Annotated in this window: 14 protein-coding genes; 9 read left to right on the top strand and 5 right to left on the bottom strand. The window is 56.5% G+C overall.

Annotation, left to right across the window (positions count from 1 at the left end):
- The first annotated feature begins 20 nt into the window (after positions 1-20).
- From KTT_RS27555 to KTT_RS27535, 5 genes are all read left to right on the top strand, one after another.
- Positions 21-824, top strand: coding sequence for a sugar phosphate isomerase/epimerase family protein (locus KTT_RS27555; RefSeq protein ID WP_126600889.1), 804 nt, complete (start codon positions 21-23; stop codon positions 822-824).
- A 58-nt stretch (positions 825-882) separates the two neighbouring features.
- Positions 883-1,881 (top strand): Gfo/Idh/MocA family protein, encoded by a 999-nt coding sequence (locus KTT_RS27550; protein ID WP_126600887.1) that lies wholly within the window; start codon positions 883-885, stop codon positions 1,879-1,881.
- Positions 1,878-3,320: a sulfatase family protein gene (locus KTT_RS27545; protein WP_126600885.1), complete on the top strand. Its 1,443-nt coding sequence runs from the start codon at positions 1,878-1,880 to the stop codon at positions 3,318-3,320. The genes KTT_RS27550 and KTT_RS27545 overlap by 4 nt, the downstream gene beginning before the upstream one ends.
- Positions 3,298-4,362, top strand: coding sequence for a Gfo/Idh/MocA family protein (locus KTT_RS27540; protein ID WP_126600882.1), 1,065 nt, complete (start codon positions 3,298-3,300; stop codon positions 4,360-4,362). Before KTT_RS27545 ends, KTT_RS27540 begins: the two co-directional genes overlap by 23 nt.
- Before the next feature lie 158 nt (positions 4,363-4,520).
- The gene (locus KTT_RS27535; protein WP_126600879.1) at positions 4,521-5,888 is read left to right on the top strand and encodes a sulfatase family protein; all 1,368 of its coding nucleotides are present in this window, start codon (positions 4,521-4,523) and stop codon (positions 5,886-5,888) included.
- A gap of 32 nt (positions 5,889-5,920) precedes the next feature.
- Here KTT_RS27535 and KTT_RS27530 read toward each other — a convergent pair whose 3' ends face one another.
- The gene (locus KTT_RS27530; protein WP_126600877.1) at positions 5,921-7,423 is read right to left on the bottom strand and encodes an APC family permease; all 1,503 of its coding nucleotides are present in this window, start codon (positions 7,421-7,423) and stop codon (positions 5,921-5,923) included.
- Positions 7,424-7,990: 567 nt separating this feature from the next.
- Between KTT_RS27530 and KTT_RS27525 the strand changes: the two genes are divergently transcribed.
- Positions 7,991-8,581, top strand: coding sequence for an acetate uptake transporter (locus tag KTT_RS27525; protein WP_126600875.1), 591 nt, complete (start codon positions 7,991-7,993; stop codon positions 8,579-8,581).
- Between the two features lie 1,028 nt (positions 8,582-9,609).
- On the top strand, positions 9,610-10,383 hold the full coding sequence (locus KTT_RS27520) for a gamma-glutamyl-gamma-aminobutyrate hydrolase family protein (protein WP_126600873.1): 774 nt from the start codon (positions 9,610-9,612) through the stop codon (positions 10,381-10,383).
- A 90-nt stretch (positions 10,384-10,473) separates the two neighbouring features.
- Here the strand turns inward: KTT_RS27520 and KTT_RS27515 are convergent, their stop codons facing one another.
- Both KTT_RS27515 and KTT_RS27510 read right to left on the bottom strand, forming a co-directional pair.
- Entirely contained in the window at positions 10,474-11,493 is a 1,020-nt protein-coding gene (locus tag KTT_RS27515; RefSeq protein ID WP_126600872.1) for a small ribosomal subunit Rsm22 family protein, read from the bottom strand.
- Between the two features lie 197 nt (positions 11,494-11,690).
- A complete protein-coding gene (locus tag KTT_RS27510; protein WP_126600870.1) occupies positions 11,691-13,334 on the bottom strand; it encodes a peptidoglycan D,D-transpeptidase FtsI family protein in 1,644 nt (547 codons plus the stop codon).
- 433 nt (positions 13,335-13,767) lie between these two features.
- Between KTT_RS27510 and KTT_RS27505 the strand changes: the two genes are divergently transcribed.
- Both KTT_RS27505 and KTT_RS27500 read left to right on the top strand, forming a co-directional pair.
- On the top strand, positions 13,768-16,476 hold the full coding sequence (locus KTT_RS27505) for a bifunctional YncE family protein/alkaline phosphatase family protein (RefSeq protein ID WP_160146171.1): 2,709 nt from the start codon (positions 13,768-13,770) through the stop codon (positions 16,474-16,476).
- A gap of 171 nt (positions 16,477-16,647) precedes the next feature.
- Positions 16,648-16,932 (top strand): hypothetical protein, encoded by a 285-nt coding sequence (locus KTT_RS27500; RefSeq protein ID WP_126600867.1) that lies wholly within the window; start codon positions 16,648-16,650, stop codon positions 16,930-16,932.
- 154 nt (positions 16,933-17,086) lie between these two features.
- Here KTT_RS27500 and KTT_RS27495 read toward each other — a convergent pair whose 3' ends face one another.
- Entirely contained in the window at positions 17,087-18,187 is a 1,101-nt protein-coding gene (locus KTT_RS27495; RefSeq protein WP_126600864.1) for a WD40/YVTN/BNR-like repeat-containing protein, read from the bottom strand.
- 52 nt (positions 18,188-18,239) lie between these two features.
- Positions 18,240-19,457: a YncE family protein gene (locus KTT_RS27490; RefSeq protein WP_126600862.1), complete on the bottom strand. Its 1,218-nt coding sequence runs from the start codon at positions 19,455-19,457 to the stop codon at positions 18,240-18,242.
- Between the last annotated feature and the right edge of the window lie 77 nt (positions 19,458-19,534).

Below are 19,534 nucleotides of genomic sequence, written 5' to 3'. Positions count from 1 at the left end.
AATAGGGAAGGACAACTGCAATGAGGCTTGGTTGTAACACGGTACTGTTCTCTAAGCTCGACCTGCCCGAGGCTCTGAGGCGGGTTGAGTGGTGTGGTTTTAAGGAAGTCGAGCTGGCCGCGATTCCAGGCATGTGTGAGCACGTGTCACCTGAACGCGATGATCCAGCGCAAGTGCAGGCATTATTGGATGAGGTGGGCCTGCGGGCCGTCGCCATCGAGGCGGCCACCAACCTGACCAATGCCGATAACCTGCCGCGTTTTATCTCGGTCCTGCGCTTCGCGTCGGCGCTGGGAGTGGAAGTTGTCAACACCGGTAGCGGCGGCAAGACCGGGGATGCTGCATCCGAGCAGGCGGCCTACGCGGCCATTCGACAGCTGGCCCCGATCGCGGCCGATCTGGGTGTGCGCGTCGGTGTCAAGGCGCATGTTAATCAGGCCATCGATAATACCGCCAGGGCGCTCCAGGCCCTGGAAGCTATGCCAATCGATGGTTGGGGTATCAATTTTGATGCCAGCCATCTCTACCGATTGGGCGATGACGTCGTCGAATCGGCCCGATTGCTGGGTCCCCGCCTGGCCTCGGTACATATCCGTGACACCCTGGAGCTGGTAATCCCCATAGGACCCCCGCAGACCCAGATCGCCGGTCGTGGCAGCATCGATCTGCCCGGCGTCCTGCAGGCGCTGCAGCAGGCGAACTACAGTGGTCCCATCAATCTCGAAGTCATCGGTGGTGCCAACCTGGAAGATTGGCAGGCCAGTGCCGTTGCCGCCGAGAGCCATGGCTATCTGTCACGTATTATGCGCACATTGGATGCCTGATTATTGATAATGCTGAAAATTTTCGTTCCTCAATGCAAGGTTGCAAGAAAGGGGCAGCATGAGCAAATTAAAAGTAGCTGTTATCGGGCTTGGACATATCGGGAAAAATCATGCCAACTGGTATAGTAAAAATCCAGATGCAGAAATAGTAGCGTTTTGTGATCTTTTAGCTGATCGCGTAGACCCGGTGGCTCAGCAGTATGGTGTGAAGGCGTATCACTCGATTGATGAGATGTTGAGCTCTGAAGAGATCGATGCCGTCAGTGTTGCTACGGCGGGCCCCGAGAATGGTGGCCACCACTATGAGCCGACGATGCAGTGTCTGCGCGCGGGCAAGCATGTGCTGGTAGAGAAGCCGATCTCGAACAATATCGAGCAGGCGCGCGAGATGGTGAGCTTCGCCAAAGAGCGTGGCGTGCTGCTGGGGGTGGATCTCAATCATCGCTTTACCCCCGCCGCCGATCGCGTCAAGCAGTTGTTGAGTGATGGTGAGCTGGGTGAAGTATTATTTATCAATATGGCGCTCTGGATCAATAATCCCAATGAGTCGTCTCCCTGGTTCCATATGCGTGCGCTGCATCCCCACTCCATCGATGTGATGCGTACCTTTGGGGGACCGATCAAACGCGTGCAGGCCTTTATGCACAAGGGTCCAGGTCGTACGATCTGGTCGAACGCCTCGGTGAATATGCAGTTCGCCAGTGGGGCGATCGGCCATCTGACTGGTAGCTACGATGCCAGTTCGTTTCATCCCATCGAGCGTTGCGAGGTCGGCGGCAGCAAGGGACGCGCCGTGATCGAGAACGTCTTTCAGCGCATGGAATTTTTCCCGCGCCAGAGCCGCGAGAAGATCGTGCTGGAGAATCCGATCATGGGTGGGGGTATGGGCAATTTTGATGATACCTTCCGCAACCGTATCAATGCGTTTGTGCAGCAGGTGTTGCAGGGTGGTCCGCTCGATGCCTCCGGCGATGATGGACTGGCCGCTCAGGAGGTGATTGAGGCCGCCATCCGTTCCTGGGAGAATGGCACCATCGAGGAGGTGCCCAACGGATGAACATCGTCTTGATCGCTCTGGATACCCAGCGCGCCGACCATCTGGGCTGTTACGGCTATCCTAAGCCGACCAGCCCCTTTCTCGATGGCATCGCCGAGCGGGGCGTGCTGTTCGAGCGCTGCTACGCGCCCAACATCCCGACCCATCCCAGCTTTACGACGATGCTGACGGGCAAGGAGGCCATCACTCATGATATCGTTAACATCGGTGGGGGCGTGCCGATCGCCGATGGCGTGCGTCTGCTACCCGAGATCCTCAAGGAGCATGGCTACGTGACGGCGGCCGTTGATAGCATGGGACGGCACTTCCCGCGCGGCTTTGATGAATACGTCACTTATGCCTGGGATCGCTCGGTGCCGACCGTGCTGCGCAAGGCCGAGACGGTTACCGAGAAGGCTTTGCCGGTGATTGAGCGTCTATGCGGGCAGGAGCAGCCCTTCTTCCTGTTCGTGCACTACTGGGACCCCCATACGCCCTATCTGCCGCCGCCGGAATATACGCACAAGTTTTATCCTGAGGGGCGCGATCCCTACGCCCTGGATAACCATAGCATGGATGAGGCCTGGAGCTGGGAACCGTTTCGCTGGTATTTCCATGAGTGGATGCCCGGCGTGACCGATTCCGAGTACGTGATCAATCTCTATGATGGTGAGACCGCCTACATGGACGAGCATCTGCGCCGTATCTTTGCCGCCCTGGAGCCCGTACAGGAGGATACGCTGGTTATCGTGACCGCCGACCATGGCGAGATTCTGGATGAGCAGCAGGGATACTTTGACCACCATGGCCTCTACGAGGGGAACGTGCATGTGCCGCTGATCTTCTACTGGCCGGGCAAGCTTCCGGCGGGCCAGCGCGTGTCCGGCTTTGTGCAGAATGTGGACCTGGCCCCGACGCTGCTGGACCTGGTCGGATTGCCCGATCGCGATGCCATGGAGGGAGTAAGCCTGCTGCCTCCCATCTTTGGATTGCGCGACGGCAACTACGACGAGCTCTATCTGTCCGAGGCCACCTGGGAGGTCAAGCGCGCGATCCGCAATACGCGCTGGAAGTTGATCGACTCCATCGAGCAAGATCCTCATGGGCGGCCGATGCAGGAACTGTTCGATCTGCAGAGCGATCCACAGGAGCAGCACAACCTGATCGATGAGCAGCCGGAGATCGCCCGTGAGCTCAAGCGACGATTGGACGCGTGGGTGGCCCGGCGCCTGCAGGAGACCGGTCGCTCGGTCGATCCGTTGCGCGTGCAGGGGCATTGTGGTGTCAGAATCGGTATGCCCAGGCCCGACGAGGTAATTGGCCCCGGAGCCACGCCGCTGTCTCAACGCACCCACGGTGAGGCGGCCACTATCCCTTCACCCGAAGCGCTGACCGTTCCCAATGAGTTGCACGATCAAGACAAAGGAGTGCGCCTGCATGGCTACGTCAAGGACGAATAAGATTCGCCTGGGCGTTATCAGTTTCGCCCATGCGCACGTCAATGCCTACCTGGATACGATACGCGATTTTGATGACGCCGAAGCGGTGGCTGGTTGGGATGCCGATCAGGAGCGGGGTCGGACTCAGTGCCAGAAATATGGTCTGGATTTTGAGGCCGACCTGGACCATCTCTTGCAGCGCTTGGATATCGATGCCGTCTTTGTGACCAGTCCGACCAATCAGCACGCGGCCCATGTTCAGGTCGCCGCGCAGGCCGGAAAGCACGTTTTGCTGCAGAAGCCGATGGCGCTGACGCTCGATGATTGCGACGTGATCATTGAGGCGGTGCGGCACTATGGCATCAAGTTCAGCCTGTGCTATCAGATGCGCGCGGACCCGGTTAACCAGAAGATCAAGGCACTGCTGGACGAAGGCGCCCTCGGCAATATCGCCATCGTGCGCCGCCGTCATGCCATCGGCCTGCTGCTCAATCCCGACTTCGCGCGGCCCGGGAACTGGCATATCGATCCTGTGCAGAACATGGGCATGTTCATGGATGATGCCTCGCATGCCGCGGACTGGTTTTACTGGATGCTGGGGCGTCCCACCAGCGTCATCGCCGAGATCGACAACGTGCTGACCAGCACGGCGCCGGACGATAACGGGGTCGCGGTCTATCGCTTTGGCAAACGCGAGATGGGCATTCTGCTCAATAGCTCGACCATGCTGGCGGCGACCTCCACCACCGAGATTTACGGTGACAAGGGATCGTTGATCCAGGACTATGGCGACCTGGTCTCTTCTTCCCTGCCACGACCGCCCGGGGCCACGGCTCTCAAGATCTACCGCGCTGGCGCCGCCGATTGGGAGCGCTTCGACTTCCCGGCCGATGTGCCGCATGGCAATCGTATCCGGGCCGTCCCACGTCCCCTGATCGACTATCTGCGCGGCCAGGGCGCTCCCATGGCTACCGCCGAAGATGGACGCGTATGCATCGAAATGGTCCTTGGTGCTTATCAATCCGCCCGCGAAGGAAGACGCATCCTGTTATCGCCGTCGTAAACACGTCCCTCGCGGGTGCTTTCCCGCCTACGGTGGGAGATTAAGAAAAGAGGGTTTTGGAGGGGACTTGATCATGCCCCCGGCATGCTCGCACTCCGACCCCGGCAGGAGGGCGAGCCGCCCTCCTGCACCTCCCGCTTTTAAGGAGATAATGCAACATGACCGTTCCAGCGAAGTTGCCTAACATCGTGGTTGTGGCGATCGATAGTCTGCGCGCCGACCATCTGGGCTGTTATGGCTATGCGCGGCCGACTTCGCCGCATATCGATGCCCTGGCCGCTGAGAGCCAGGTCTTTGAGCAGGCAATTGCCGCCGGCATCCCGACCATGCCCTCTTTTACGACCCTCTACACGGGACTACATCCGTATCGCCATGGTGTGGTGGCGCATACGGGCCAGCGGCGCCTTTCATCTTCGATCCAGATGTTGCCACAGATGCTCAAGCAGCGTGGATATGTGACGGCGGCCTGCGATAACCTGGCCGTGCAGGGCGAGGGACGAGGCAGCTGGTTCGCGCGCGGCTACGATTACTATTCCGGCTTTCTCTATAAGCCGTTTGGTGATCAGAGCCAGCAACTGACCGAGCGGGCGCTCAATCTCTTGCAAGAGTACGCCGATCAGCCGCTGTTTCTGTTTCTGCACTACTGGGACCCCCATACGCCGTACGGCCCGTTGCCGCCCTATGACACCATGCACTATGAGCCGAACTCTGGCCCTATCGATCTGGCTGAGGTGCGTAAGCTGCGGCCGGAATATTACAATGCCTTCCTGGGTGATATGCATCTGCGCCACCCGAATGACTATGCCTACGTGGTTGCTCAGTACGATGGGGAGATCAGCCAGGTGGATGCCGAGGTTGGCCGTCTGACGCAGGCCCTCAAGGCGCAGGCTTTATGGGAGAATACTATCTTTGTGCTGCTCTCTGATCACGGAGAATGCTTTGGGGAGGGCGACTTCTATTTCGATCACCACGGTCTGTATGATGCCGTGACCCGTATCGCGTTCATGCTTCATCTTCCCGGGATGGCCGCCGGACGTATCTCCCCCATGGTCTCGCACCTGGATATCGTGCCAACGCTGGCTGAAATGGTAGGATTGCCTCCTCTCCCATACGCCCTGGATGGAAAGAGCCTGCTCCCGCTGCTGAATGGCGCCACGTCTGCCTCACCACATCCCTACATCGTCTCCGCGGAGTCTTCGCGCCAGGCCTCGCTGGCCCTGCGTACCCCCGAATGGAAAGTCATTCTCCCCATCGTAGAGGACCTGCATGGTCAGCCGCTGCTCGATTTCTATGGTCGGCCGCGCTCACCGCAACCCCTGCTCTTTGATCTATGCAACGATCCCGCCGAGCAGCACGATCTCAGCCAGCAGCAGCCTGAGAAACTGGCCGAGATGCTCGATCTGTTACGCTCCTGGCGCGCGCGCATGGCGACAATGACTGGTGAGCCCGATCCCATTCAAGCGCAGGGTTTAAGCCTGTCCTACGAACGCTTCATGAAGCGCTTGCTGGCCCGTCAGAAAACATGATGGCCTATCTAAGGATAGGCCATCTAACAGGCTCAGGCGGTGGCCTGGGCGATAATCTCTTCGTCGCTGACGTCTCTTCTGACGGAGTGCTGTCCGACAAAGAAAAGCGCGACGCCGATCAGCAGCGAAATGAGGCCAATGCCGCCGATCCAGAGGATCCATTGTGTGTATGAGATCAGGTTGGTCCAGGGGCCGGTGAAGGTAACGTAGACGCCGACCGCGCTGGCGATCAGGCCCAGCACCGAGCAGACATAGAAGACCCAATCGGGCGCCAGGCGGGCCCGCACAAAGTCGGCATGGTATTTGCTGCGAATAATGATCACGTCGATAAAGAGAATGACCATCGAGACGCACCAGATCACGGTGACGGCGGCCTGCAGGATGTCATAGATGACGGTCGAGAGATCAGTGGGCTTCAGGCCGGTATTGAGCGCGTAGGGAGTGATGACGAAGGTGATGATGGTAAAGACCGCGGCGATGATGGTCTGCGTCAGTACCGCGACCCAGGGGACCCTGTTGGCATTGACCCGGCTGATGACCGCTGGCATGCGGCGATCGAGTCCCGAGACAAAGAGCAAGCGTCCAAATGAGTAATTATAGACGGCGGTGTTGAACAGGAAGAAGCCAATGAAGATGATATTCACGATGAAGCCCAGAACGGGACCGGCGGCCCCAAAACCGGACTTGACGGCCTGGGCGATCGCCGCAGGACTTCCCTGGGCGCTTACCGGGGTGACGGCGGTCATCACGCCAAATGTGATCAGCAGATAGCCGACGATCACGACGGCCGAGCCCCATAAGAGATAGCGCGTAATTGAGCGTGGGTGGGTGATCTCAACGCCCATGTTCAGCGGCACTTCGACGCCTAGCAAGGCCAGGATCACCGTGCCATAGAAGGTCCAGCTTGAAGATACGGGTAGCCAGTTGTGCCCCGCATAGTTTACGGGTGCCGCATGCCCGCCGATGATGGAGAGCAGTCCTGCCAGCCCCACCAGCAGGATGGCGCCACCGTAGGCCACAAAGACCACATTCACAAAATTCTGGGTGACGCGGAAGCGCAACACTGAAAGGATGAATGAGAAGATAATCACCAGCAAAATCATCAACCCCTGCTGCCAGGGCTCGGTGAGCCAGCTACTGTTCAACTGCTGAATCAGTGATACAACGCCATCGCCCGTCGCGATCATCACCAGGATACCAGGCCACCATGCGCAGAAGCCGGCGAAGAAGCCCATGAATGGTCCGAAGGCCTTGTTGGTCCAGATGTAGATAGAGCCTTCGTTGGGAAACATCAGGCCAAGCTGCCCGGTCACGATCGCGCCGGGGATCAGAAAGGTAATGAAGCCCAGCGCCCAATAGATATATGCCGAGGGGCCAGCGCCTCCGGCCACCACCGCACCATTGCTGGCAAAGAGCACAATAGCCACAAAAATAGCCACCATATCAAACGAATTGAGCACTTTGGGGAGGATGCCGCCGGCGATGCGCTCGGAGCGTAAGGTTGTATCAGCCACCTGGTCTACATTGGTCTCCATAAAACGTCAACCTGCCTTTCAGCTTTTCAACCATGCCGTATCAGATCACTACATCGACGATACACAATGATGTGCCCAGAAGACACATCTGCTGAAAATACCTGAGACCTGCTTATTCCTGGTAAAACATATGAAGCGCAGGCGCGCCCACTGAATTCAATAGTACCATGCTGCCAGCCGCAAATTCAATCTAAAAGCTCATTAGTATTGAGTAGTGGGTGCAACGCCACGGCTGGTGCATTCGCACCAGTCGTGGCGTTGCACCCACTACTCAATACTTTAGAAAAATAGAGATTGGCAAATACTTTGCCATGTCGTACAATAGTATATGGCAGGGATTGTTATAGTTAGCATGCTCTATATCAGGAAGTATGCGGAAGGAGGATGCAAAGCACCTTATTAGAAAGCTGTTTCCACAATTTATTCCACGTTACCTTTTCACTCTTGACTAGACTGGTGACGAGGCCAGTCTACTTTCCCTGTATGTATGCGTAAAGAGTAACGCTCGCCCAGAGTTTTGTGCAGCGACGTGTGTAAGAAACATACCAGGAAAGGTGGGAACATATCATGGCCCAGTTTTCTTTAAAAAGAGATGCAGCGGCAACTGAAGAGGTTGCGGCCGCCGTCAATCCGGCTCCCCTTGGATTATGTGCTTTTGCCCTGACGACGTTTGTTTTGAGTGCGGCCAATGCTAACCTGTTTACAGGCGCTGGTATCGTCATTGGCCTGGCCCTGTTCTATGGTGGCCTGGCTCAATTGCTGGCTGGCATGTGGGAGTTCCGCATGGGCAACACCTTTGGCGCGACGGCATTTTCATCGTATGGCGCCTTCTGGCTGGCCGTAGCGGCCACCCTGCAGCTCAAGCTAATCCCCAATGAGACCGCTTTTGGCTTTTTCCTTCTCGGTTGGACGATTTTTACCGGCCTTATGCTGATCGCTTCCCTGCGCACCAACTTTGCCTTGATCGGCGTGTTTTTATTCCTCTTCCTGACCTTCCTGGCTCTGGCTATCGGCGCCCTGGGAGGCGGATCTGCCTTCACTGTCATTGGCGGCTGGCTCGGTATCCTCACGGCCCTTGTCGCCTGGTACACGGCCCTGGCAGGCCTTTTGACGACCGTTAAGGCTCCCTTTGGGCTGCCTATTGGCCCTCGTCCCTGACACGCTCATCATTGTATAATCGTTCGGATATCCAGAAAAAATCACGATGTACGGCAGCATCTACGCCCTGGCGCTGGTGCTGCCATACATCCAGCATTGCACTTGATCTCCATATCCTATTTATTTGATTGGTGATTTGTGTGAATGTTGAGCTGTTAGGAAGCGAGCTTGAGATGGCGGCGTAACGATTCTAGCCATCTGGCGAACGACTCCCTGAAGTGTTTGGCCCAACGATCAGATTCAGAGGGATCGCTGTTATCAAGTTGTTGACATTCGATCGTACGGCGCTCATCTACCAGAACTGAAGCCATATTCGGCCCGTATTATGTTTATTGGCTGCGCGTCGTTACTTAGCGCGGGCGTCAGTATAGCAACTCTTTCACAGATACTCTATCTGATTCTTGTTCTCAAAACAGGCTCTTTGATTGTGCAGCTCAGCATTCGCGCAACTTACCATCTGATATCAATTGATTGGTGATGGAGTAGGCATTTTCGTTGTGAATTAGCGCATAGATACGCTGTGTTATGCCGAAGATAATGGACACGGTACATATGTGTTCACCGATATGCGGTCTTACAACGTTATATATATATATACGGTAGATCAGGGTTCCTGTTGCGCTTAACGAATCTTCTATTAAGAATCAGGTATCTCTTCATTTATGGTATTGTTCTGGCATATGTAATGCTACCGGCGCTACATTGTTGCTGAAAGACGTACCAAAAAAGTCCTGTATGCTTGACAGGTCAGATCGGTCAACGGTACAACAATAGTAAGTATAGTTTTCCTCAGTACGGCACTCTGAAAAAGTCACCGCAGACATGAATTTATCATGCCTCTCTCCACAGTTTAGTTGTAAACCCTTGTAGCGCTTTTTGATTAATGGTTTCGATATTGAAGTGGGTGGTTGTAGGATTGGGCATCTCCAACGCATATATGCTTGCCGGCGTTGCGTATTAAAGCAATCCAATGCGGAATAATCATGAAAGTTATTATGTTGTCAAAAGTATAGATAGGAGTGGTGAGAATGCGACCGTTAATTGGTATACCATGTCGGACCGGGGTTAGAGGTGCGAACGCCGAAAAACCTGTATATTATAGCAATCAATCTTATACACATGCGGTGGAAAGTGCGGGGGGAGTGCCTATTCTTATTCCTATTATGAATGACTATGACAATCTCCGTTCGTTGCTTTCTCGCCTTGATGGTTTGTTGCTCTCGGGTGGCATTGATGTACACCCCAGTACCTACAAAGAAGAAGCTATCGCAGCTGTTGAAGAGACGGATCCGGCATTAGACAAATTAGAATTACACCTGGCCCGTTGGGCCTATCAAGAAGATATCCCCACGCTTGGCATCTGCCGTGGCATGCAGTTGATGAATGTTTCGCGCGGCGGCACCCTTTACCAGGATCTGGATAGTCTGTACGAGAATGGTTTGCGGCATGCCAACTGGCATCTACCCCGCAATCAGACTATCCATAGCGTGAGTGTGGCCCCGGATAGCAAGATGTATCAGATCCTGAGCGCCGATACGGTGCTGGTCAATAGCCTGCACCACCAGGCGGTCAAAAAACTGGGCGATGGCATTATCGCCAGCGGCCTGGCCGAGGATGGGATCATCGAACTGTTGGAGTTCCCCGAGCGCACATTTATGCTGGCGACGCAGTGTCATCCAGAAGAACTGTACCGGGATAACCCGACCTGGTCACGCCTGTTTCGCTCGTTTGTGGAAGCTTCCATTGACAAGATGAGTCAGCAGGTAGGCGTGGTATCACATGTCTGGTCGGCCAGCGCATAAAAATGACTGAATATGTCTACAGGAGCCCATCTGAAACTGCCGTGGCAGTCTCAGATGGGCTCCTTGTATTTCTCTTTTCTTTGGGCGCTCTCATGCGATCGTCGTATGATCGTCCGGCGCATTGGCGATAATGTCGCCCCAGTCATGGTCGGCGGCGCGGCGGAAGGCTTCGCGTTCGCTTTTGGGAACGTGTAGCTCGACGATGCCCTGATCGCGACAGACGGTGAGGCTGACGTCCCGCTTGGATTTGTGCGGCTGGTGGATCAGTCTTCCCCAGATGGGATGGCGTGGCTGGAAGCGGGCCAGCGCGGCATACGAGAACTTGCTCTCTTCCCAACCAGCGCTCCCACCCTTGGCCAGGCGTTGGAATGAGGGACGTTCCAGGCGCTGCGGGAAGTGACACCAATCGTCGACCAGGGGACAGTCCAGGCTATGGGAGCAGGGGGCCAGCATATGGGCCTCCTCCATGCCGAGCAGGTGGGCACGCGTCGCTTTGATGATGGGGAAGGCCGCCGATGTGCCGGGTTCGACGATCAGCAGGACGCCCGAGCAGTGCTGCCAGGCCAGCGTAATAATCTCCTGGCGCAACACCTCGGGTAGCTCATTGAGGACATGTCCGAGCACGATGAGATCATAGGTTTCTATCGGCCCCGGCAGCTTGCCTCCGATGGTCGCCCTGTGCCAGTTCGTTTGCTTGAGGGCGGCCTTATCGCTTCCCCGGACGAGTTGGCGTCCCAACTCGATGAAGGAGGACTCGCGCTCCCAGGCGGTCAGGCGTTGCAGTGATGGCCACCGCTCGCTGGCGGCCCAGAGGGCGGTTCCCGGTCCGCTGCCTATATCCAGCATGGTTGTGGGCTGCCAGTCGGGGATACGTGCGCTGACCGCCGCCATGGCGCCGCTGAGCTGGGCATAGGCGGCCGGCATGATGATCGCCGCGTAGCCAAGCGCGGCATCGGTACCATGGGCCAGCGAGGACTCCTGCCCCGTGCGCTGTGTGCGGTAGCGTTCGCTCAGAGCTTTCGCCGCGCTTTTCCACTTTGATGCGGGCACGCTCTGTAACGCATGCTCAATCGCGCTCTCCAACTGCTCGGGTAAAGATAACATTGGCATATTTTCTGCTAAGGTCCCTCTTGAAAGACATCTTTTGTCACTGCTACTTTAGCAGATAAACCTGAAGCAGTGCAACAGGCTGGCCCTTTTGCCGCCTTCGGCGGCGAGAAGAAATGAGGTGTGGATACAACACAACAGGAGGAATTGCAGCTGCAATTCCTCCTGTTGTGTTGTATCCACACCTCATACTGTTGTGCTTAGCGTGGCTGCCACAGGTTGGTGTTGGCGCAGTAGGGCTCTGACGTCAATGGGGCCGGCATGTTGGCCTTGACGTACCCTTTGGCGAAGATGTCGTTGTATATCTTCCAGATGGCGGGACCGATGGTGTAGGCGCCCTCACCGCCGTTCTCGCGCATGCCGACAATGGTGACCGCGGGCATCTGGTCGGTGCTGTGCAGCGTAAAGGGGGCCTGCGTAATCATCCAGCCATGCGCCGCCAGGCCACCACCGACCTCACCGGTACCGGTTTTGCCGACGATGTCCGATTGATAGCCATAGTTCTGGCCCAGGTGCCAGCCACCACCACAGACCGCGACCGCCGCCATGGCCTGCCTGACCTGGTAGGCGGTGTCCTTGCTCACTACCGTATTGAGTTGCTGGGGATCGATCGTCTGCAGCGGATTTTTATCCTTGTCGGTGATCTTTGAGACCAGCATGGGGCGCATCAAGACGCCGTTATTGGCGACGGTATTATCGATGAGCGACATCTGCAAGGGCGACATGTTGACCACGCCCTGTCCAAAGGCGTTTGAGGCCAGCTGCAGGGTCGATAGTGGTTTGCCGTCGGCATTCAAGACGCTACTCTTCACCGTCGGCAAGTCAAAAGGAATCTGCTGGTCGATGTAGAGCCGTTTGGCGTACTCCAGCCATTTGTCCATGCCGGTTCTGACGCCGAGCTGGGCGAATACGATGTTGTCCGAGTTCGCATAGGCATATTCGGTCGTGATCGGGAAGCGGAACGTGAATTCCCCAAAAGCCAGGTTATCACCGATAATCTGGCGTCCATCATAGTACAATGGACCCATGGCTCCTTTTTTATCCCACGGTTGATCCAGCGTGGTGGCACCGCTATCGAGCGCGGCCATCAGGGTCATCGTCTTAAATGTTGAGCCTGGCGAGTAGAGCTCTTTTAATGGGCGCACATAAAGCGGGTGATCAGGGTCCTTGTTCATCCTATCATAGTAGCTATAATCACTTTTGGACAGCGTCTGCACCATCGTGTTGGGATCGTAACCGGGGGCGCTGACCATGGCCAGGATTTCACCGGTATGAGGATCTGAAACGACTACCGATCCTTTGTTGGTGGGGAGTGCCAGGGGCTGGCCGTCCACGTCGCGTGAGTATGCCTGCTGATAGAAGGGGTCCGTCTCAGGATGATAGTCGTTGAATTCCTGTACGGCGATCTTCTGGATGCGTTCATCGATGGTGAGATAGATATCGTTGCCCACCGGTGATTTGTGCAGTGTCTTGTTGACCTCGTTATCTAATGCGGTGCGACCCGAGTTGCCGGTGAGCACATCATTGTATTGACCCTCAATGCCGGGGATGAATGCTCCAGGAACATAATAGCCGATCAGCGCGGCCAGCGAGGGGTCGGTGTAGTGACGGATGAACCCACCGCATACATTGGCGGGTACCGATTCAGCCAGCAGGACACCGTTGCGGTCAAAGATGCGGCCGCGCACCGGCGAGTTCTCGGCTGAACAGCGCCGGGGATTGTGGATCGTCGCGGTGACGTTATCCGCCTTCACTACCTGCCAATATACTAATCCACCGCTCAGGCCGATGAATAAAATGACAAAGATATAGGTTAGTTTTCGTATGCTAGAGCTAATATTCATGAATGGCACCTTTTATTACGATTCCTGCGGTATGTCCGATATTGATAATCTTAACCAGTGTATCATTCGTGTTCAACGTCGGCAAGCAGCGGGATAATTCCCTGCCCGGTTTTCCTATTCGATAGGACAAAAAGTACATTCTTCTTCTGGATAGAGATACGTTGCTGTTCGAAGCAAGTTGTTGTTTTGGTACATTGGTACTTTAATACACGTTCAATAGGCGCGAAATTTTCTGATGGAGATTGTGGCATGCGCGGGTACTGCGTGGCGAGGGATGATGCTTGAATTTTTTTATCTACCCGGCCCGGATAGTCTCGGTTGCCTGCCAGGCCTGGCTTGCAATTATCCCTTTATACTATGACCTTCTCATCGATTGTAATAAATGTATGCTTGTTTATATAGCGAGCACATGCTCATAGCGAGAGGGGATAGTATGCGACTGATGCCACAAATGCGCGGAAAAAGCCGTGCTGGACGTTCAGCCAGACGGAGGCTTAACCTGTTTATGGTCACGATCCCGGTATTATTGATTATCGCTGTCTCTACCTCCGTGGCTGGCGCCTGCATCGTTCCTTCGCGGGAATCGCTGTTTCTGGTGGCGCACCCGGGTCCTCAGACGGGTGGGACACGCCTGGTTGATACCTGGACCATTACACCGGCCGGCAGCCAGTTGACGCTGGGCGATCTGCCCTTGAACTCGGTCCTTTCCCCTGATGGTCGTCACCTGTTGATCTCCAATGGAGGGGCGGGCATCCAGTCCCTGCAGGTTGTTTCTACGAATGATCATAAGCTGATACAGACCATCCCCTATACCTCTCCGCACAGCGTCTTTGTGGGCCTGGCTTATAGTCCCGATGGCAGGACTGCCTACGCCGCTGGCGGCGGCGAGAATATCATCCATACCTACGCGGTCTCGGCCGATGGACTCCTGCATGAAGGCGACGCGATCAGCCTGCTTGCCGACCCCTCTTCACATCAGAACCTTTTTCCGACGGGTTTGAGCCTGAGTCCCGATGGGAAGCGGTTGTACGTGGCCAACAATCTGTCTGACAATATGGATGTGGTGGATACGGGCAGTAAGACGGTGCTGGCCAGTCCACAGGTGGGAGCCTTCCCTTATATCACACTGGTGAGTAAGGATGGCAAGGTGGTATACGTCAGCAACTGGGGTGAAGCCACTATTTCTGTCATCGACGCGGCGACCAATACTGAGACCGGCAGTATCGCGGTCGGCCAGCATCCTACCGCCATGACTCTCAGTCCGGACAACCGCTATCTCTATGTCACTGATGCCAATAGTGATGCCGTCTCCATCGTCGATACGCAGGCCCGACGCGAGGTGGGACGCGTCTCGGTGGCTCCACGCCCCCATGCTCAGTTGAGCAGCAGTCCCCAGGGATTGGCGCTCAGCGCGAACGGGAAGACGCTCTACGTGGTTGACGCGGGCAATAACGAGGTGGTCGTGATCAACCTGCAGGGCAACAAGGGGCAGGTGCTGGGGCGGATCCCAACTGCCTGGTATCCTACTTCAGTGAATGTGGATGCCGCCAATGCAACGCTGTATGTGACCAACGGCAAAGGGATGGGGGCTGGCCCCAACGATAAACGCCTGTATGCCGATCCCATACGTGCGCGGCCACCGATCGTCGATGCCGTCAGCGGCTTTAACAATCAATACTGTAACTGCGCGTTCGATGGTTTTACTGGCAGCATGATCAGGGGGACCCTGTCCACTATCGAGGTTCCAGGCGCGCAGCGTCTGAAGCTCTATACCGACCAGGTGGCGCGCAACGATGGCAAGTCAGATGCCGTCCTCAATGAGCGTAGCCCCGGCAATCCCATTCCTCGACCGGGCGGAACCTCCCCGATCAAGCACGTGATCTACGTGGTCAGGGAGAATCGCACCTATGACCAGGTACTGGGAGATGAGAGATCGGCCAATGGGGACGCCAGGCTGGTTCTGTTCCCGCGCAGGAATACACCCAATGGGCACGCGCTGGCCGAGCGTTTTGGCCTGTTCGATAATTTCTACGCCGACGCGGAGGTGAGCGCGGACGGCCATAACTGGATCAACTCGGCCAATGCCAACGACTATATCGAGAAGATGTGGCCGCAGAATTATTCGGCGGGTCCCGCTGGCCGCCGTCGACCGGCGGACTTTAGCGGGGAGAGCGAGATCGGCCTGTCGCCCGGCGGCTATATCTGGGACGCGGCGGCCGAGGCGCATATTACCTATCGAGACTATGGCGAATTCTATCAGTTGCGCAGCAGCGAACCACCACATCTGCTGCCAGCGGCCCAGGAGCCGAGTTGCCCCGGCCCGGTCGCCCATACATATATCAGCGAGCAGCCTATCCCGCGCGGGCAGGTGCTCTGCTTTGGCCCGATGCAGGTCACGGACCATGTGCGCAGTCGCCTGGCGAACCATTATGATCCTCGCTACCGCTCGTTCGACCTCGATTATATGGATGCTGACCGGGTCAGAGAATGGAGGCGTGAATTCATGCAGTTTGTGGCCCATAATAATCTGCCACAACTGGAGATCGTCTGGTTGCCTAATGATCATACACAGGGGACGAGAACGGGCAAGCTGACGCCGCAGGCTATGGTGGCCGATAACGACTCCGCGCTGGGTCAGCTGGTCGATACGGTCAGCCATAGCAAATACTGGGCCAGTACCGCCATCTTTGTGACTGAGGATGACTCTCAGAACGGGCCCGATCACGTGGACGCCCATCGCACGGAGTCGCTGGTGATCAGTCCCTATACCTCTCGGCAGCAGGTGCACGTGGATCATACACTGTATGATACGGCCGCGATGCTGCGTACCATTGAGCTCATCCTTGGCTTGCGCGCGCTGAGCCAGTATGATGCTAACGCGGTACCGATGTGGCGTGCCTTTACCAGCTATGCCAATCTCACCCCGTACACCTTGCGCGCGGAAAACCTCTCGACCAGTGCCCGCAATGCTCACAATGCCTACGGGGCCGCAACCTCGGCGGGCATGGACTTCTCGGCCGAAGATCGCATCTCATGGGATCAGCTCAACCGCATTCTCTGGTACGCGATCAAGGGCACGCATGTCCCTTATCCAGGCATCAAACAGTCCTCGACCGCCAGCCATGATGACGATGATGGATAGGAGATAGGCGCACACGATTTTGTGAATTTATACCATTAGACTACCAGGATAAAATCGGGTAATATAGGTATTGTCTGACGAGCTGATCATTATTATGCGCCTCAGTGCATTGATTGAAAAAAACGTGATATGGAATACGAGAATATTATACCTGTATAAGGGAAAGATGAGATGAGACTTCAACTGAATAAAGAATCTAAACGTGCCACGGCCCGGAATGCTGGAGCGGTAGCCCCATCTATGAAAGAGCTGCTGGCTATTATGATTCCGCTTGCCACAATGGTCAATTCTATTACCTGGGCGATTGCCGTCTGCCTGATCGTACGGGAAAAAGAACGCGCCCGCGTCGAGATCGCGCGTCTTGATGCCGAGGGAAGCAGCGGTTCCCCGCTCGAATCCGCCACCATCGACCATTTCCCAGCCGAACAGATCCTACGCGAACGGTACCGACAATAACGTAGGTTCGGCCCTCGCGGCCGATTTCTCCTTGCCGCATGACTATGCATCTCATATTCGTTTCCGTGATTCTCGTGTCTGGTGGGCATGGGCGTACGTGGAGGGGAAATCGGCCGCGAGGGCTGAACCTACGATGATCATTTCCATGCGCGGATCACAGGACGGTGGCGGTGAGGGCGTAGATCGTTGGCAGGCCGCTGCCGATCAGGCGCCAGCTGTCGCCGTTGTCTGCGGAGGCGAAGATGTTGCCGTTCCTGGTGCCGACGTAGATGCCGCAGGGGTCATGTGCATCGGTACACATGCCGTGGCGCAGGACCTTCTGGCGCGCCTGCTCGCCTGTCGGCAGACCACGGGTGCAGGCTTCCCAGCGCTCGCCGCCGTTCTGGCTGCGATAGACGGTCAGTTGATCTCCGATGGGAAAGCGGTCGTTCTTATCTACGACCATCGTGAATAGTGTATCCGGTCGGTTGGGGTCCATGGTGAGCGGGAAGCCGAAGGTTGAGGGTAGGCCGTGGCTGATGCCAGTCCAGCTATCTCCGGCGTCGGTACTGCGAAAGAGGCCGCAGCGGCTCTGCTGGTACAGCGTGTCTGGCTGATAGGTATGCTGGAGCAGGCGATGGGTGCTGGTGCAGATGGTATCCCAGCCCTCAACCTGCTGTGGCTGCTGCAATTGATTGATGACCTGCCAGCTGTTCCCATTATCGTCTGTGCGTACGCTACCGGCGCCGGAGATACCCAGCCACATGCGTTCGGGTCGTTGTGGGTCCGCCACGATGCTATGGACGCAGGTGCCGACGTCGCCGTTTTCCCATTGTTCGAGCCGGGCTTTTTCGTTCAGGGAGGCGTTGCGCTGCCATGTGAGGCCGCTGTCATGGCTGAGCCAGAGGCCGGCGGGACCCGTCCCGGCGTAGAGGGTGCGTGGATCGTCGGGACGCCCCGCTTCGATATACCAGATTTCAGCCTGGTGGTTGGGACCCGACTCGTCAAACGTGATGCTCTGCTCCGGCTCCCGCCAGGTGACGCCAAAATCATCGCTATAGCGCAGGAAGGCGGCCCCATGGCGATTATCAGCCGCGAACAGGCGATAGTGATTATGGGGGTCAAACATGGCGTAGAAGATGTTTGACCCCTCTTGCCGCAGGCTGGTGGCCCGCAGATCCCAGCTCATACGATCATCCGACGTCAGCAAGAATAATCCCTGCTCGGTTCCTGCTAGCAGTAAAACGGTGCCTGGTGGATAGGGTATGGTCGCCATGGGTTGCTGCCTCCTGTGCATCTATGCTCGCCGTCCGCTGCGCGTCAGATTGTCATTGCGCCGGCTTTTCTTGTGCCTTGCGGCGGGCGCGTCCAAAACGTCTATAAAGGAAATACACGGTTGGAGCGATGAGCATAACCGCGATGAGTCCGTCCGCCCCAATGGTTATGAGTATACCAGAAAGTGTAGCTTCTTGTGGATTGAGTGGGGCCAGCGGTGGATACAGGCCGGTAATGATGAAGCGCGGCGACCCTCCTACATGCAGATTGACGACCACTTGCTTGCCTGGTAGATCGAGCATGGAGACCTGTCCACCGGCCAGCGCTACGAAGCCGAGTTGTCCATCATTGGTAATCGCGACCGACTGCGGGGCCGAGGTGAAGTCCCAGGTGCGCTCGGGCTCATGGGGATGTTTGTAGCCGACGACGACCGGAGAGAGCACGAGCAGTTGATCATGCCTGGCATCGGGTACATAGACCTCGCCCGTGGACTCGTCAAAATCCATTGGACCATAGGAGCCGCCGGCCATGACGTTTGTCTCCTGGTAGCTATTGGTATCGATGGCTGTAATATTTCCCTGCCTGGTGGTGATATAAGCTGTCCTTCCAGGGGGGATCGCCAGCGCGCGCGGCTCATCATGCAGGGAGATGCTGCGCAGGCTCTTGCCATTCTGCGCGTTAAAAATAGCGATGCCCCGGGTGGTGGTGGCCCAGAGCTGCGTATCCTCTTGCCCATCGGCCAGGTTGATCTGCGGTAGGGCCAGCGCGACCCCGGTAATGGGGGCCGGTGCCTCAAACGTTCGCTTGCTTTTGCAATTGCCGGTGTCCAGTGCGGTCACGCGATCGTTGCCGCTGCCCCCGATGTAGAGGCTGCTGCTATTGACATCCAGGGCCAAAAATTGCTGCTGACCCGGCAGCGCCGCCGTACAGATGGTATTGCCGGTGCCGGCGGCCAGGACTATGACCCGTCCCTGTTGCGGCTCGGTAACGTAAAGGTAGCGCCCATCTGGACTCAGCAGGACCGCGTGCGGATCGCTTTTGACGGCGATGGTGCGCGAGACGGTCTTCTGGGCCACATCGATCACGCTGATACCGGCGGCCGAGCCCGCGACATAGGCCAGATTAGGAGCACCACCATCGGCTCTCGCCTGAGGAGGCGCCGCTACCAGAAGAAAGCAGAGCAGCAACCCATAAATACACACCAGTGGTGGGAATGTCTTCTGAAGATGAAGGCAATTACTAGAGAAAGTTCTTGTTTGCTGTTGTCTCATCACTATATCTCTTCACTAAACTACTCAAAAACGAGCATAAAATCCCCTTTTTTTCAGTATAGAAAGAGATACAAAGC

This window comes from Dictyobacter aurantiacus (genome assembly GCF_003967515.1).
Taxonomy (GTDB): domain Bacteria; phylum Chloroflexota; class Ktedonobacteria; order Ktedonobacterales; family Ktedonobacteraceae; genus Dictyobacter; species Dictyobacter aurantiacus.
This window is presented reverse-complemented; position numbering and strand designations above follow the sequence as displayed.